The sequence below is a fragment of the Vreelandella lionensis genome, assembly GCF_044543515.1.
GTDB lineage: Bacteria > Pseudomonadota > Gammaproteobacteria > Pseudomonadales > Halomonadaceae > Vreelandella > Vreelandella lionensis.
The window spans coordinates 24,495-38,133 of the sequence record NZ_JBITWC010000008.1 but is presented as its reverse complement, the minus strand read 5'-3'; the positions used below and the strand labels follow the sequence as shown (position 1 = coordinate 38,133).

Below are 13,639 nucleotides of genomic sequence, written 5' to 3'. Positions count from 1 at the left end.
GAGTCGACCAGATGGGTCAGAAAGTCAATCCAACAGGCATTCGACTGGGCATCGTCAAAGACCATGCTTCTGTCTGGTATGCCGAGCGCGGCGCCTATGCCGATAAGCTCAACAACGATCTCGAAGTGCGCAGCTTCCTGGAAGAGCGTTTGAAAAACGCCTCCGTAAGCCGCATTCACATCGAGCGTCCGGCTAACAATGCCCGCATCACCATTCACACTGCCCGTCCGGGTATCGTGATTGGTAAGAAAGGTGAAGATGTCGACCGTCTGCGTCGCGATCTCACCGAGATGATGGGTGTTCCGGTTCATGTGAACATCGAAGAAGTTCGCAAGCCGGAGCTGGATGCCAAGCTGGTTGCTGCTAACGTAGCGGGTCAGCTTGAGCGTCGCGTTATGTTCCGTCGTGCGATGAAGCGCGCGGTACAAAACGCAATGCGTCTTGGCGCTGGCGGCATCAAGATTCAGCTGTCAGGTCGTCTGGGTGGTGCCGAAATCGCACGTACCGAATGGTACCGCGAAGGTCGCGTTCCGCTGCACACTCTGCGTGCGGACATTGACTACGCCACTTACGAAGCTCACACCACCTACGGCGTCATCGGCGTCAAAGTGTGGATCTTCAAGGGTGAAATCCTCGGCGGTATCGAGGAAGTACGTGCCAAGGCTAAGCAACAGCAGCCTGCCGGCAACGCGCCCAAGAAGAAAGGTTCCAGGTAAGGGGAGAGCGAGTCGATGTTACAGCCCAAGCGTATGAAATTCCGCAAGATGATGAAAGGCCGCAACCGTGGCCTGGCGCATCGCGGAAGCAAGATCAGCTTCGGGGAATACGGTCTCAAAGCAACCGGTCGTGGCCGCATTACTGCGCGCCAGATCGAAGCAGGCCGTCGTGCGATCACACGTCACGTTAAGCGTGGCGGTAAGATCTGGATCCGCGTTTTCCCTGACAAGCCGATCTCCAAGAAGCCGCTCGAAGTTCGTATGGGTAAGGGTAAAGGTTCAGTTGAGTACTGGGTAGCCCAGATCCAGCCGGGTCGGGTCCTGTATGAAATTGAAGGTGTATCCGAAGAGCTGGCCCGTGAAGCATTTGAACTGGCCGCCCAGAAGATGCCCCTGTCCACCACCTTTGCGAAACGGACGGTGATGTGATGAAAGCCCAGGAAATTCGTGAAAAGTCCGTAGGAGAGCTCAAAGAGCAGCTCCTCGAGCTCCTCCGCGAGCAGTTTAACCTGCGCATGCAGAAGGCCACAGGCCAACTGAGCCAGACTCATCTGCTCAAGCAGGTCCGTCGGGATATCGCCCGCGTTAAGACTATGCTCAACGAGAAGGCAGGTGATTGAGATGGCCGAAGAAAAGAAAACACGTACGCTGACCGGCAAGGTGGTCAGCGACAAGATGGATAAGTCCATCGTCGTTATGATCGAGCGTCGTGAGCGTCACCCGATCTACGGAAAATACGTTAAGCGCTCCACCAAGCTGCACGCCCATGATGAGGCGAACCAGGCAAAGGCAGGCGATACGGTTTCCATTCAGGAGTGCCGTCCGCTTTCCAAGAAGAAAGCCTGGACGCTGGTCGAGGTGGTCGAGCAGGCCAAAGGTTAATTCCTAGGTCTGTCCAACCAGTGCAGTCAGATTAGGTTTGGAGAAAACCGATGATTCAGACTCAGACAATGCTGGATGTCGCCGACAACAGCGGAGCGCGCCGGGTGCAATGCATCAAGGTGCTAGGCGGTTCACACCGTCGTTACGCCCGCGTTGGTGACGTCATTAAAGTAACGGTGAAAGAAGCTATTCCGCGCGGTAAGGTCAAAAAAGGCCAAGTGCTGAAAGCGGTAGTAGTTCGCACCCGTAGTGGCGTCCGTCGTAGTGACGGTTCGCTGATCCGTTTCGATGGAAATGCGGCAGTTTTGTTGAACAACACCAACGAACAGCCGATCGGCACGCGTATCTTCGGGCCGGTAACTCGTGAACTTCGTAATGAGAAGTTCATGAAGATCATTTCCCTAGCGCCTGAAGTGCTGTAAGGAGCGAGGCGGATATGCAAAAGATCAAACGTGACGATGAAGTCATCGTCATCGCCGGGAAGGATAAAGGCAAGCGTGGCACTGTTAAGCGGGTATTAGAAAACCGCTTCGTGGTGTCCGGTGTGAACATGATTAAACGTCACACCAAGCCTAATCCCATGGCGGGTAATCAGGGCGGTATCGTCGAGCGTGAGGCTCCGATTCACGCGTCCAACGTAGCCATCTTCAATTCGGAGACCGGTAAGGCGGATCGCGTCGGCTTCCAAGTTAAGGAAGACGGTACCAAGGTACGTATCTACAAGTCGACGCAGACGCAGATCGACGCCTAACGCGAGTCGGGTAGCAAAATGGCGAACTTGAAAGAACGTTATCAAAACGAGGTGGTGGCTCAACTCAAAGAGCAGTTCAGCTACGCCAACGTAATGCAGGTACCCCGGATCACGAAAGTGACTCTGAACATGGGTATCGGCGAAGCGGTCAGCGATAAAAAGCTGATCGACAATGCCATCGGCGACCTGGAGAAACTCTCTGGTCAAAAGCCGCTGGTGACCAAGGCACGCAAGTCCATCGCGGGCTTCAAGGTGCGCGAAGGTTGGCCGATCGGTATCAAAGTAACGCTGCGCTCCGCGCGCATGTGGGACTTCCTGGACCGCTTGGTAAACATTGCGATTCCTCGCGTGCGTGACTTCCGTGGTCTCAATCCGAAGTCTTTTGACGGTCGCGGCAATTACTCTATGGGTGTGCGTGAGCAGATCATCTTCCCAGAGATCGAGTATGATAAAATCGATCGCGTACGGGGGCTGGACGTCACTATCACTACTACCGCCAACACCGACGAGGAAGGTCGTGCGCTATTAGCTGCACTGAACTTCCCGTTCAAGAAATAAGGGTTGGATCATGGCTAAGAAAAGTATGGTAGAGCGTGAGCTCAAGCGTACTCAGCTAGTCGAGAAGTATGCGGCTAAGCGCGCAGAGCTCAAGAAAATCATCTCGGACGTGAACGCTTCTGAAGAAGATCGTTTCGAGGCGACGCTGAAGCTGCAGCAACTGCCGCGCGACTCAAGCCCGGTGCGTCAGCGTAACCGCTGCCGCGTGACTGGCCGTCCGCACGGTTTTTACAACAAGTTCGGTCTCGGCCGTAACAAGCTGCGTGAAGCCGCCATGCGTGGCGACGTCCCTGGTCTGAAAAAGTCCAGCTGGTAACGCCACGTAGAATCATCAGGAGCGCACATTAAATGAGCATGCAAGACACTCTGGCGGATATGTTTACCCGTATCCGCAATGCGCAGATGGCCACCAAGGAGACGGCAACCATGCCGTCCTCCAAGCTGAAAGTTGAAGTGGCCCGAGTGCTAAAGGAAGAAGGCTACATTACCGACTTTACGGTGGCTGAAGGCGTTAAACCCGAGCTCACCGTGACTCTCAAGTATTTTGAGGGCAAGCCGGTTATTGAGCACATTCAGCGGGTTTCCAAGCCGTCTCTGCGCCAGTACAAGGGCAAGGACAACCTGCCTAAGGTCGCCGATGGTCTGGGTATCGCGATTGTCACCACCTCTAATGGTGTCATGACCGATCGTGCCGCGCGCCAAGCAGGCGTCGGTGGCGAAGTCATCTGCACCGTATTCTAGGAGGCTGGAATGTCCCGCATAGCGAAATATCCGGTTAAAGTGCCTGCCGGCGTTGAGGTTAAAATCAATGCCGACCAGCTGACCGCCAAAGGCGGCCAGGGCACACTATCTATGACTGTTCACCAAGACGTGGTGATCGGTCAGGAAGATGGTCAGCTGACCTTCGCCCCGAGTGAGTCTGCCAAGAGCTGGGCAATGGCCGGTACTACCCGCGCCTTGGTTCAGAACCTGGTAACGGGCGTATCCGAGGGTTTCACAAAAACTCTCGAAATTGTTGGCGTCGGTTATCGTGCCCAAGCTAAGGGCCAGACGCTCAATCTTTCACTGGGCTTCTCGCACCCGGTCGACTACGAACTGCCTAAGGGTGTTACAGCGGAAACGCCGAAAAACACCGTGATCGTGCTGAAAAGCGCGGACAAGCAGATGCTCGGTCAGTGCGCCGCGGAAATCCGCGCCTTCCGTCCGCCTGAGCCGTATAAAGGCAAGGGTGTTCGGTACGCCGACGAGCAGGTGCGTCGCAAAGAAGCCAAGAAGAAGTAAGGCAGGGTTATGAACGCGAAGAAAGAATCTCGTCTCCGTCGTGCCCGCCGCGCTCGCGCCAAGATCCGCGAGCTGGGCGTGTATCGCCTGTGCGTCAACCGTACCCCGCGTCACATCTACGCGCAGATTATCTCGCCGGATGGTGGCAAAGTGCTAGCCAGTGCTTCTACGCTGGACAAAGCACTGCGCGAGGGTGCGACCGGCAACACAGACGCGGCCTCTAAGGTCGGTGCTCTGATTGCTGAGCGCGCTAAAGAAGCAGGCATCACCCAGGTGGCCTTCGACCGTGCTGGCTTTAAGTATCACGGTCGCGTCAAGGCTCTGGCCGACGCCGCTCGTGAAGGCGGCCTGGAATTCTAAAGGGTTTTACGATGGCGAAGAACGAACAGCAAAGCGGCGATCTGCAAGAGAAGTTAGTGCAGGTCAACCGCGTCGCCAAGGTGGTCAAAGGTGGTCGTATTTTCGGCTTCACCGCACTGACCGTCGTTGGTGATGGTAAAGGTCGTGTCGGTTTCGGTCGTGGCAAGGCGCGTGAAGTGCCGGTCGCAATCCAGAAAGCGATGGACCAAGCTCGTCGCAACATGGTCAAGGTTAACCTTGCAGGCCACACACTGCAGTACCCGGTAAAAGCCCGTCACGGCGCTTCCAAGGTGTACATGCAGCCGGCCTCTGAAGGTACCGGTATCATCGCCGGTGGCGCCATGCGCTCTGTACTAGAGCTAGCCGGTGTCCACGATGTACTGGCCAAGTGCTACGGTTCCACCAACCCGGTTAACGTGGTACGGGCGACTGTCAAAGGTCTCTCCTCCATGCAAGCACCGGAAGACGTGGCCGCCAAGCGCGGTCTGTCTGTCGAAGCGATCACGGGGTAAGGCACCATGGCAGCAACGATCAAGGTTACCCAGATCCGCAGCACCATCGGCGTTTTGCCCAAGCACAAGGCTACTATGAAGGGCCTGGGTCTGCGTCGCATCGGTCATACGGTTGAGCTGGAAGACACCCCTGCCGTACGCGGCATGATCCACAAGGTTAACTACCTTGTGCGCGTTGAGGGAGAGTAATCCATGAAACTCAATACCCTGAGCCCGGCACCGGGCTCCAAACACGCTGAAAAGCGCGTTGGTCGTGGTATCGGTTCCGGTCTTGGTAAGACTGGTGGCCGTGGCCACAAAGGTCAGAAATCACGCAGTGGCGGTAGCGTCAAGCCTGGTTTCGAAGGCGGTCAGATGCCGCTGCAGCGTCGTTTGCCGAAGTTTGGCTTCACGTCTGCTAAGTCGCTGGTATCTGAAGAAGTACGCCTGGCTGAGCTTGCCAAAGTTGCCGGTGACGAAGTCACTATGGAAACTCTGAAGCAAGCCAACGTGCTGAAGGATGCTACGCAACACGCGAAGATCATCCTTTCTGGCGAACTGAATAAGGCGGTTACCGTTCGTGGTATCAAGGTCACCAAAGGTGCCCGTGAAGCGATCGAAGCCGCTGGCGGCAAGGTAGAGGACTAAATGGCCAAGTCAGGAAATATGCCGGCGATGGGCAGCGGTCTGAGTGAACTGTGGGCGCGTTTGCGCTTCGTGCTCCTCGCCATCGTGGTGTACCGTATTGGTGCCCACATTCCCGTTCCCGGTATCAATCCTGACCAGCTTGCTGCCTTGTTTAGGGAGCAACAGGGCACCATCCTAGGCATGTTCAACATGTTCTCGGGTGGCGCCCTGGAGCGCATGAGCGTCCTCGCCTTGGGCATTATGCCCTACATATCGGCGTCGATTATCATGCAGCTTATGACTGCGGTCTCCCCTCATCTTGAGCAACTCAAGAAAGAGGGCGAGGCTGGCCGCCGCAAGATCAGCCAGTACACCCGCTACGGCACGGTGATACTGGCACTTGTCCAGGCTACCGGTATGTCCGTGGGTCTGGCTAGCCAAGGCATCGCTTACAGCGCTGACTTCAGCTTCTATTTCACTGCGATCATCACGTTTGTGTCAGGCGCGGTGTTTATGATGTGGCTAGGTGAGCAGATCACTGAGAAGGGTATCGGCAACGGCATATCGCTGCTGATCTTCGCAGGGATCGTCGCTGGGCTGCCCAGTGCCGTGGGGCAAGCGTTTGAGCTTGCTCGCAACGAAGGGGCCTGGAATGTTCTTCCGCTGTTAGCGCTGTCAGTGCTAGGTATTGCCACCGTTGCGTTTGTGGTGTTCATTGAGCGTGGCCAACGCCGCCTCAAAGTGAACTACCCACGACGCCAGGTCGGCAATAAGATGTATGCAGGCCAAAGCAGCTACTTGCCTTTGAAAGTGAACATGGCCGGTGTTATTCCAGCCATCTTTGCTTCCAGTATTCTTCTCTTCCCGGCCTCTATTGGTCAGTGGGTGGGTGCTGGCGAAGGAATGGAGTGGTTGCAGCGTGCTTCACAAGCGTTAGGCCCCGGCCAACCGCTTTACATCTTGCTTTTCGCGGCGGCAGTGGTATTCTTCTGCTTCTTTTACACAGCGCTGGTCTTCAACCCCAAGGATGTGGCTGACAATTTGAAAAAGTCAGGCGCCTTCCTGCCGGGCATTCGCCCCGGCGAGCAGACCGCTCGCTATATCGACAAAGTGATGACACGTCTCACTCTGTTCGGTGCCTTGTATATCACTGCGGTTTCCCTGATGCCCCAGTTCCTGATCGTAGCGTGGAACGTACCGTTCTTCTTCGGCGGCACGTCGCTTCTGATCGTGGTAGTGGTCATCATGGACTTCATGGCCCAGGTGCAGTCGCATCTCATGTCGCATCAATATGACTCAGTGATGAAGAAGTCCAACCTGAAAGGCTACGGTAGCGGCGGCATCACGCGCTGAGGCGCGCCGTTGCGAATTGGAGAGAACGATGAAAGTTCGAGCTTCCGTAAAGAAGATGTGCCGTAACTGCAAGATTATTCGTCGCAATGGCGCTGTTCGCGTCATTTGCATCGAACCGCGGCACAAACAGCGCCAGGGCTAAACCTGGGCTGTATTAAGCGGGTGCCGGCATACCCCTTGCCTTAGGGCTTATAAAGGGGTATGCTGTTGCGCCTTTTGTAGATGAATAAACGAGCAAGCCGCTCAAATTTCGGAGTAAGCTGATGGCCCGTATTGCAGGCGTCAATATCCCGGACAACAAGCATGCGGCGATCTCGCTGACCTATATCTTCGGGATTGGCCGTACTCGCGCTCAGCACATCTGTGCTACCGCTGGTATCGCGCCGACTGCCAAGATCCAGGACCTATCTAGCGATGAGCTGGATACCCTGCGTTCTGAAGTTGGTAAGTTCACCGTAGAAGGCGACCTTCGTCGTGATGTCACGCTTAACATTAAGCGTCTCATGGACTTAGGCTGCTACCGTGGTCTGCGTCATCGTCGTAGTCTTCCGCTGCGTGGTCAGCGGACTAAGACTAACGCGCGTACCCGTAAGGGCCCGCGTAAGCCGATCCGCAAATAACACGCAGGCTCTTTAATAGAGAGCTGACGTTAAGACAGGAATAGACATCAACATGGCTAACCCGCGTAGTAACCGTAAAAAGGTTAAAAAGCAGGTAGTGGACGCCGTAGCGCACATCCATGCCTCTTTTAACAACACGATCGTGACGATCACAGACCGCCAGGGCAATGCTCTCTCTTGGGCAACAGCCGGTGGTTCGGGTTTTCGTGGTTCTCGCAAGAGCACCCCGTTCGCTGCTCAAGTAGCAAGTGAACGTGCAGCGACTGCTGCAGCCGAGTATGGTGTGAAAAACGTAGACGTGCTGGTCAAAGGCCCCGGTCCCGGCCGTGAATCCGCCGTGCGCGCACTGAATGCCGCCGGCTTCCGCGTGCAAAGCATCGTAGACGCGACGCCCATTCCCCATAATGGCTGCCGTCCGCCTAAGAAACGCCGCGTTTAAGGAGACAGATTCATGGCTCGTTATATTGGACCTAAGTGCAAATTGTCTCGTCGTGAAGGCACCGACCTCTTCCTGAAGAGTGGCGTGACTCCCTTCGAGAAAAAGTGTAAATCCGAGCAAATCCCGGGTGTACACGGCCAGCGTCGTCAGCGTCTTTCCGACTACGGCTTGCAGCTTCGTGAGAAGCAGAAAGTACGCCGTATGTATGGCGTACTCGAAAAGCAGTTCCGCAACTACTACAAAGAAGCCGCTCGCCTGAAAGGTGCGACCGGTGAAGTATTGCTGCAACTGCTTGAATCCCGACTGGACAACGTCGTCTACCGCATGGGCTTCGGCTCGACTCGCTCTGAAGCGCGTCAGCTGGTCAGCCACAAGGCGATTTCCGTGAATGGCCGCACCGTTAACGTTGCTTCCTACCAAGTGAAGCCCGGTGACGTTGTTGCTATCCGTGAAAAGGCGAAGAACCAAGCCCGTATTCAAAACGCGTTGACCATTGCGGCCAACCGTGGCGACATCGCTTGGATCGAAATCGACGCCAAGAAGATGGAAGGCACTTTCAAGGCTCTGCCTGAACGCGGTGACCTGACTGCCGACATCAACGAAAACCTGATCGTCGAGCTGTACTCCAAGTAAGCAGTTTGATTTACGTTTCTGCTTCTTGAGGCCTGGGCGGGATAGCAAAGCTAACCGCCCAGATGCTCTTGAGTATTGTGCTTTAGAGTACTCAGTATCCGTTTGGCAGCCTGAAAGGTGTTCATATGCAGCGTTCAGTGACAGAGTTTCTTCGTCCTCGCGACATCAAGGTCGAAGAAATCAGCGCACATCATGCCAAAATCGTTCTCGAACCGTTCGAGCGCGGCTTTGGTCACACCCTGGGGAATGCACTTCGTCGCATTCTGCTTTCATCCATGCCCGGCGCTGCCGTGGTAGAGGCTGAAATTGCCGGTGTAGAGCACGAATACAGTGCGCTCGAAGGGGTGCAGGAAGATGTCATCGAAATCCTCCTGAACTTGAAAGATGTTGCGATCAAGATGCACAGCCGCGATGAGGCGGTGCTCTCGCTGAACAAGCAGGGCCCAGCCGTCGTCACCGCTGGCGACATTGCGCTTGATCATAGCGTCGAAATCGTCAACCCGGACCACGTCATTGCACATGTCAATGAAGGTGCCGAGCTGAAAATTCAGCTTAAGGTAGCGCTGGGTCGTGGTTACGAACCGGCTGACGCTCGTGGCTCTGATGAAGAGACCCGTGCTATTGGCCGCCTGCAGCTGGATGCCACCTTCAGCCCTGTTCGCCGCGTTTCCTACTCGGTCGAAGCCGCTCGTGTTGAGCAGCGTACCGACCTCGATAAGCTGATTATCGACCTGGAAACTGACGGTACCCTGGATCCGGAAGAGGCTATCCGTCGCAGTGCGACCATTCTGCAAGAGCAGCTGGCCGCCTTCGTCGACCTGGAAGCTGACAAAGAGCAGGAAGTCGAAGAGGAAGAGGATCACGTTGATCCTATCCTATTGCGCCCCGTAGACGATCTTGAGTTGACCGTACGCAGCGCTAACTGCCTAAAAGCCGAGAATATTTACTACATCGGTGATCTGATTCAGCGCACAGAAGTGGAGCTGTTGAAGACCCCGAACCTCGGTAAAAAGTCTTTGAATGAAATCAAAGATGTATTGGCGGCGCGTGGCTTGTCCCTCGGTATGCGGCTGGAAAATTGGCCACCCGCTAGCCTGAAGGACGACAAGGCCTCCGCGTGAGTGTCGACTTGAGTCCCAGTTTGGTAAGGAATCACAACCATGCGTCATCGTAAGAGTGGTCGTCATCTGAATCGTACCAGCTCGCACCGTCAGGCCATGTTCAAGAACATGTCTGTCTCGCTGGTCGAACATGAAGTTATCAAGACAACCCTGCCTAAAGCCAAGGAACTGCGTCGCGTTATCGAGCCGCTGATCACCCTGGCTAAGCAGGATAGCGTTGCAAACCGCCGTCTGGCGTTTGCTCGTACGCGCTCCAAAGAAGCCGTCGGCAAACTGTTCAACGAGCTGGGTCCGCGTTACGCCGAGCGTCCGGGTGGTTACATCCGTATTCTCAAGTGCGGTTTCCGCACTGGCGACAACGCCCCGATGGCTTACGTTGAGCTAGTAGACCGTCCGGTAGCTGAAGAAGAAGCTGTAGCTGAGTAAGGCTATCCCTTCTTTTTTAGCAAAATGAAAACCGACCCTTTTGGGTCGGTTTTTTTATGCTTCTACGCTGGAAATACCTAGGCTTATGAGTGTTAATCAAACATGTGCAGATCAATTTATGCAGTAGGCATGCTAGGCTAAAGCAGCAGCCGTAAGAGCGGTAAACGGCATCGCGGCGTGTTCAATCAGCAAGAGGTCGGTATGGCAACAACACGGAGAATGGGCGCAGCGTCTTGGGTAGCTCAATGGCTGTTAATAGTGCTCGTCGTGACGTTCGTTGGCAGCGCTAGTGCCCAGGGAAACCCGCGTTATGCAGGCATTGTGGTCGATCTGGAGAACGGCGAGGTAATGTACGCTGAAAATGCTGATGAGCCGCGCTACCCCGCATCGCTAACCAAAATGATGACGTTATATTTAACGTTTGAAGCGCTGGAAAATGGCACGCTGAGCCTCAATCAGCCGCTGTCCGTCTCGGCCCAGGCAGCGGCCATGCCCGCGACCAAACTATGGCTCTCGGCAGGTAGCTCTATCCCGGTGGATACGGCCATTCGCGCCTTAGCAGTGCGTTCTGCCAACGATGTGGCGGTCGTGGTGGCAGAGGCACTAGGAGGCAGCGAGCAACGCTTTGCGAACCTGATGACGGCGAAGGCGCGTGAGTTGGGCATGAATGCCACTACCTTCCGCAATGCTTCGGGCTTACCGGATGATCTGCAAATCACCACCGCGCGAGATATGTTGACGCTCTCGGTGCGGGTGATGCAGGACTTTCCCCAGTATTACCACTATTTCGGTTTGCAGGAGTTCACCTACCGCGGTACTCGCCATACCAGCCACAACCGATTGGTGCGTGACTACCCAGGGGCAGATGGCTTAAAAACTGGTTTCATTCGCGCCTCAGGCTTTAACGTGGCCACCACTGCTGTCCATGATGGCCGCCGTATGGTAGCCGTAGTGATGGGTGGATTCAGTTCCTCTTCCCGTGATACCCATATGGCAGATCTGCTAGACCGCAGCTTTATGCGTGCGTCGCTAAGAGATCAACGCTCATGGCTTGCTGATACCAGTTTCTCAAGTGAGTTTATGGGGTTTGCGGGACCAGCCCAACCGCTTACTCAGCTTCGCTCACAGCTGATGATGGCTAATGTCTCCGCCACATCGCTATCACCCACGCGGCCCATGTCTAACAGTACGCCGGCACAAACCGTTGAGGCCCAGCTTCTCCAAGCGGAGGCCGCACGTGAGGAGGCACCAGAAGCTGCCTCGCAAGATCCACTGCAAGCCTTTATTGAGCGGGAGCGCGTGCTGGCGACGGCACCTCCCACTGCGCAAATGGCCTCTGCTGGCTGGGGCATTCAAGTAGGTGCCTTTAGCCAGGCGGCCCAAGCTGAGCAATTGGCTCGCCAAGCCGCGCAGCGGCTGCCAACGAGCGTGGGAGGCCGCGTTGCCATCGATCCGCTTCAGGGGCCCACGACAGTATTTCGCGCCCGTGTCGTCTCACTGAACGAATCCCAGGCGCGGCAAGCTTGCCAAACGCTTCAGGCGCAGGGCATGGATTGTATGGTGGTCCACGCAAGCCTTTAACCACCGCAGTGGTTCACCGCCCCGCTAATGTACGTTGGCGGGGCTTTTTATTGTATGTCGGTGATATCCGAGTAGGACCATAACACTAGCAACACAAGGAGCATGTTTATGACGCCATCCTTAAAAGGCATACTTTGCATGTGCTTAGGCGTGCTGTTTTTAGCACTAGGGGATGCAGTATCAAAGTGGTTAGGGGCGGTGCACTCCCCGATACAAATTATTTTTTTCCGCACGCTGGTATCGTTACCGCTCATTGCTCTGTTGGCTTATTTTGGCGGCGGGCTACGTAAGCTGCGCACCAAGCGGCCAGGCGTTCACCTGCTGCGAGGGTTGATCTACACCGCCACCATGGTGTGCTTTGTGTGGGGACTAACCCTGTTACCGCTGGCAGAAGCCACCGCCATTGCGTTTGTCGCACCGCTATTTGTCACGCTGCTATCCGTGCCGCTTTTAGGTGAGCGTATTGATCCGCCAGTGCTTGTAGCATCACTGGTCGGCTTTGTGGGCGTGCTGATTGTAGTTCGCCCGGGCGGAGATGCGTTTCAACTAGGCGCCATGATTATGCTGGCCGCAGCGGTATTTTATGCCCTGATGATGGTCACGGCGCGGCGCTATGGCGCCAACGAGCACCTGTGGGCCATGGTGTTCTACATGACGGCCGTACCGCTGGTACTGACGGGCCTCAGCCTGCCCTGGGTATGGCAAACGCCCCATCCCTGGCACTGGCTGGGCTTTGCCGCCTCCGGGGTGCTGGGGGTGGGGGCCACGGCGTTCATCACCCTGGCCTTTCGCCATGCGCCCGCCGCCATTGCGGCGCCCTTCGATTACACCGCCATGCTGTGGGCCGTGCTGCTGGGGTGGTGGTTCTGGGGAGAACTGCCCGATCTCTGGGTATGGGTCGGCAGCGTACTGATTATGATCAGCGGGCTCGCCATTGCCTATCACGACCGACGCACCACTTTGAAGCGCCGCCCCACAGCGTAAGCGCTAGGCAAACTGATAGACATCCATTGCCAGCACGCCGTGCTCAACACTGTGGTGTAGCTGGGTGGCGGCGCTGCCGCCTGCTCCCATAGCCACCAGCAGCGGCTGGAAGTGCTCTGGCGTGGGATGATTGCGCTTGGCGTCTGGGGCGGTTTGCCAGTTGGCCAGCGCGTCACGATCGCCCTCGCGCAGCCGTGCATTAACCCACTCGGCAAAGCTGCCTACCCAGGCCGGTATCTGGCTACCCTGTGGCTGAAGCTCATAGAGGTTATGGGTCAAGCTCCCCGAGCCAACCACTAAAATATCCTCCTGGCGCAGCATTGCCAGCTGCTCGCCCAGGGCTATCAACTCGGTATTACTCCAACGGCTGGGAAGCGAAAGCGACACTACCGGCACGTCAGCGTCAGGGTACATCAGTGAGAGTGGCACCCAGGCACCGTGGTCCAGCCCGCGCTCCATGGGCGTGGCGCCAAGCTGCTTGGCCAGCCGTTGGGCCAGCTCAGGGTTACCAGGAGCAGGGTATTGAACCGCAAACAGCGCATCAGGAAAGCCGCCAAAATCGTGGATGGTGACAGGCTTTACGCTGCTGCTGACCTGCAAGTGTGGGGTCTCCCAGTGCGCGGAAACGACCACCACGGCCTTAGGGCGTAGGGTTTGGCCCAACTCCCGTAAAAAGTGATGGGCGGGGGTGGGCGTTAGGGCAAGCATGGGCGAGCCATGGGAAATAAATAGGCTAGGTAGCATGGGGAAAGCTCCACGGAGATGGCCTGCCAAACTCAGCCACTACGTTGGCAAAGGCGGTGAGGTGGATAAACG

At 56.1% G+C, this 13,639-nt stretch carries 24 protein-coding genes; 23 read left to right on the top strand and 1 reads right to left on the bottom strand.

Features of this window, described 5'->3' with window-relative positions:
- The first annotated feature begins 11 nt into the window (after nucleotides 1–11).
- The 23 genes from rpsC to ACIGG6_RS06455 all read left to right on the top strand — a co-directional run bounded on the left by rpsC (nucleotide 12) and on the right by ACIGG6_RS06455 (nucleotide 12,823).
- Nucleotides 12–716 (top strand): 30S ribosomal protein S3, encoded by a 705-nt coding sequence (rpsC, locus tag ACIGG6_RS06565; RefSeq protein WP_018917731.1) that lies wholly within the window; start codon nucleotides 12–14, stop codon nucleotides 714–716.
- A gap of 15 nt (nucleotides 717–731) precedes the next feature.
- The gene (gene rplP / locus ACIGG6_RS06560) at nucleotides 732–1,145 is read left to right on the top strand and encodes a 50S ribosomal protein L16 (protein ID WP_007112000.1); all 414 of its coding nucleotides are present in this window, start codon (nucleotides 732–734) and stop codon (nucleotides 1,143–1,145) included.
- A complete protein-coding gene (gene rpmC, locus ACIGG6_RS06555) occupies nucleotides 1,145–1,336 on the top strand; it encodes a 50S ribosomal protein L29 (protein WP_062373720.1) in 192 nt (63 codons plus the stop codon). The genes rplP and rpmC overlap by 1 nt, the downstream gene beginning before the upstream one ends.
- Before the next feature lies 1 nt (nucleotide 1,337).
- Nucleotides 1,338–1,598, top strand: a complete 261-nt coding sequence (gene rpsQ / locus ACIGG6_RS06550; RefSeq protein ID WP_009723897.1) for a 30S ribosomal protein S17 — start codon at nucleotides 1,338–1,340, stop codon at nucleotides 1,596–1,598.
- Between the two features lie 50 nt (nucleotides 1,599–1,648).
- Nucleotides 1,649–2,020: a 50S ribosomal protein L14 gene (gene rplN, locus ACIGG6_RS06545; protein WP_009723896.1), complete on the top strand. Its 372-nt coding sequence runs from the start codon at nucleotides 1,649–1,651 to the stop codon at nucleotides 2,018–2,020.
- Nucleotides 2,021–2,034: 14 nt separating this feature from the next.
- Nucleotides 2,035–2,349: a 50S ribosomal protein L24 gene (gene rplX / locus ACIGG6_RS06540; protein ID WP_009723895.1), complete on the top strand. Its 315-nt coding sequence runs from the start codon at nucleotides 2,035–2,037 to the stop codon at nucleotides 2,347–2,349.
- Nucleotides 2,350–2,367: 18 nt separating this feature from the next.
- A complete protein-coding gene (gene rplE, locus ACIGG6_RS06535; protein ID WP_054640904.1) occupies nucleotides 2,368–2,907 on the top strand; it encodes a 50S ribosomal protein L5 in 540 nt (179 codons plus the stop codon).
- A 10-nt stretch (nucleotides 2,908–2,917) separates the two neighbouring features.
- Complete coding sequence (rpsN, locus tag ACIGG6_RS06530; RefSeq protein WP_044628827.1) at nucleotides 2,918–3,223, top strand: 30S ribosomal protein S14; 306 nt, start codon at nucleotides 2,918–2,920, stop codon at nucleotides 3,221–3,223.
- A gap of 32 nt (nucleotides 3,224–3,255) precedes the next feature.
- The gene (gene rpsH / locus ACIGG6_RS06525) at nucleotides 3,256–3,648 is read left to right on the top strand and encodes a 30S ribosomal protein S8 (RefSeq protein WP_009723892.1); all 393 of its coding nucleotides are present in this window, start codon (nucleotides 3,256–3,258) and stop codon (nucleotides 3,646–3,648) included.
- A gap of 9 nt (nucleotides 3,649–3,657) precedes the next feature.
- Nucleotides 3,658–4,188: a 50S ribosomal protein L6 gene (gene rplF, locus ACIGG6_RS06520; protein WP_083026201.1), complete on the top strand. Its 531-nt coding sequence runs from the start codon at nucleotides 3,658–3,660 to the stop codon at nucleotides 4,186–4,188.
- Between the two features lie 9 nt (nucleotides 4,189–4,197).
- On the top strand, nucleotides 4,198–4,548 hold the full coding sequence (gene rplR, locus ACIGG6_RS06515; RefSeq protein WP_044628825.1) for a 50S ribosomal protein L18: 351 nt from the start codon (nucleotides 4,198–4,200) through the stop codon (nucleotides 4,546–4,548).
- Between the two features lie 11 nt (nucleotides 4,549–4,559).
- Nucleotides 4,560–5,060 carry a 30S ribosomal protein S5 gene (gene rpsE, locus ACIGG6_RS06510; protein WP_007111990.1) on the top strand — a complete coding sequence of 167 codons (501 nt, stop codon included), beginning with the start codon at nucleotides 4,560–4,562 and terminating at the stop codon, nucleotides 5,058–5,060.
- 6 nt (nucleotides 5,061–5,066) lie between these two features.
- Nucleotides 5,067–5,249 carry a 50S ribosomal protein L30 gene (rpmD, locus tag ACIGG6_RS06505; RefSeq protein ID WP_009723888.1) on the top strand — a complete coding sequence of 61 codons (183 nt, stop codon included), beginning with the start codon at nucleotides 5,067–5,069 and terminating at the stop codon, nucleotides 5,247–5,249.
- Between the two features lie 3 nt (nucleotides 5,250–5,252).
- Nucleotides 5,253–5,687 carry a 50S ribosomal protein L15 gene (rplO, locus tag ACIGG6_RS06500; RefSeq protein WP_089674586.1) on the top strand — a complete coding sequence of 145 codons (435 nt, stop codon included), beginning with the start codon at nucleotides 5,253–5,255 and terminating at the stop codon, nucleotides 5,685–5,687.
- Nucleotides 5,688–7,019 (top strand): preprotein translocase subunit SecY, encoded by a 1,332-nt coding sequence (secY, locus tag ACIGG6_RS06495; protein WP_159340663.1) that lies wholly within the window; start codon nucleotides 5,688–5,690, stop codon nucleotides 7,017–7,019.
- A gap of 28 nt (nucleotides 7,020–7,047) precedes the next feature.
- Nucleotides 7,048–7,161, top strand: coding sequence for a 50S ribosomal protein L36 (rpmJ, locus tag ACIGG6_RS06490; RefSeq protein WP_009099023.1), 114 nt, complete (start codon nucleotides 7,048–7,050; stop codon nucleotides 7,159–7,161).
- 121 nt (nucleotides 7,162–7,282) lie between these two features.
- Nucleotides 7,283–7,639, top strand: coding sequence for a 30S ribosomal protein S13 (gene rpsM, locus ACIGG6_RS06485; protein WP_399843320.1), 357 nt, complete (start codon nucleotides 7,283–7,285; stop codon nucleotides 7,637–7,639).
- 52 nt (nucleotides 7,640–7,691) lie between these two features.
- Nucleotides 7,692–8,078: a 30S ribosomal protein S11 gene (gene rpsK / locus ACIGG6_RS06480; RefSeq protein WP_009099028.1), complete on the top strand. Its 387-nt coding sequence runs from the start codon at nucleotides 7,692–7,694 to the stop codon at nucleotides 8,076–8,078.
- A gap of 12 nt (nucleotides 8,079–8,090) precedes the next feature.
- Nucleotides 8,091–8,711 (top strand): 30S ribosomal protein S4, encoded by a 621-nt coding sequence (gene rpsD / locus ACIGG6_RS06475; RefSeq protein ID WP_058579838.1) that lies wholly within the window; start codon nucleotides 8,091–8,093, stop codon nucleotides 8,709–8,711.
- Nucleotides 8,712–8,836: 125 nt separating this feature from the next.
- Entirely contained in the window at nucleotides 8,837–9,832 is a 996-nt protein-coding gene (locus ACIGG6_RS06470) for a DNA-directed RNA polymerase subunit alpha (protein ID WP_016915790.1), read from the top strand.
- A 39-nt stretch (nucleotides 9,833–9,871) separates the two neighbouring features.
- On the top strand, nucleotides 9,872–10,258 hold the full coding sequence (gene rplQ, locus ACIGG6_RS06465) for a 50S ribosomal protein L17 (RefSeq protein WP_062363025.1): 387 nt from the start codon (nucleotides 9,872–9,874) through the stop codon (nucleotides 10,256–10,258).
- A gap of 201 nt (nucleotides 10,259–10,459) precedes the next feature.
- Nucleotides 10,460–11,839: a D-alanyl-D-alanine carboxypeptidase gene (locus ACIGG6_RS06460; protein WP_399843316.1), complete on the top strand. Its 1,380-nt coding sequence runs from the start codon at nucleotides 10,460–10,462 to the stop codon at nucleotides 11,837–11,839.
- A gap of 108 nt (nucleotides 11,840–11,947) precedes the next feature.
- Complete coding sequence (locus tag ACIGG6_RS06455; protein WP_399843313.1) at nucleotides 11,948–12,823, top strand: DMT family transporter; 876 nt, start codon at nucleotides 11,948–11,950, stop codon at nucleotides 12,821–12,823.
- A 3-nt stretch (nucleotides 12,824–12,826) separates the two neighbouring features.
- Here the strand turns inward: ACIGG6_RS06455 and ACIGG6_RS06450 are convergent, their stop codons facing one another.
- On the bottom strand, nucleotides 12,827–13,567 hold the full coding sequence (locus ACIGG6_RS06450) for a dioxygenase (protein WP_399843312.1): 741 nt from the start codon (nucleotides 13,565–13,567) through the stop codon (nucleotides 12,827–12,829).
- Between the last annotated feature and the right edge of the window lie 72 nt (nucleotides 13,568–13,639).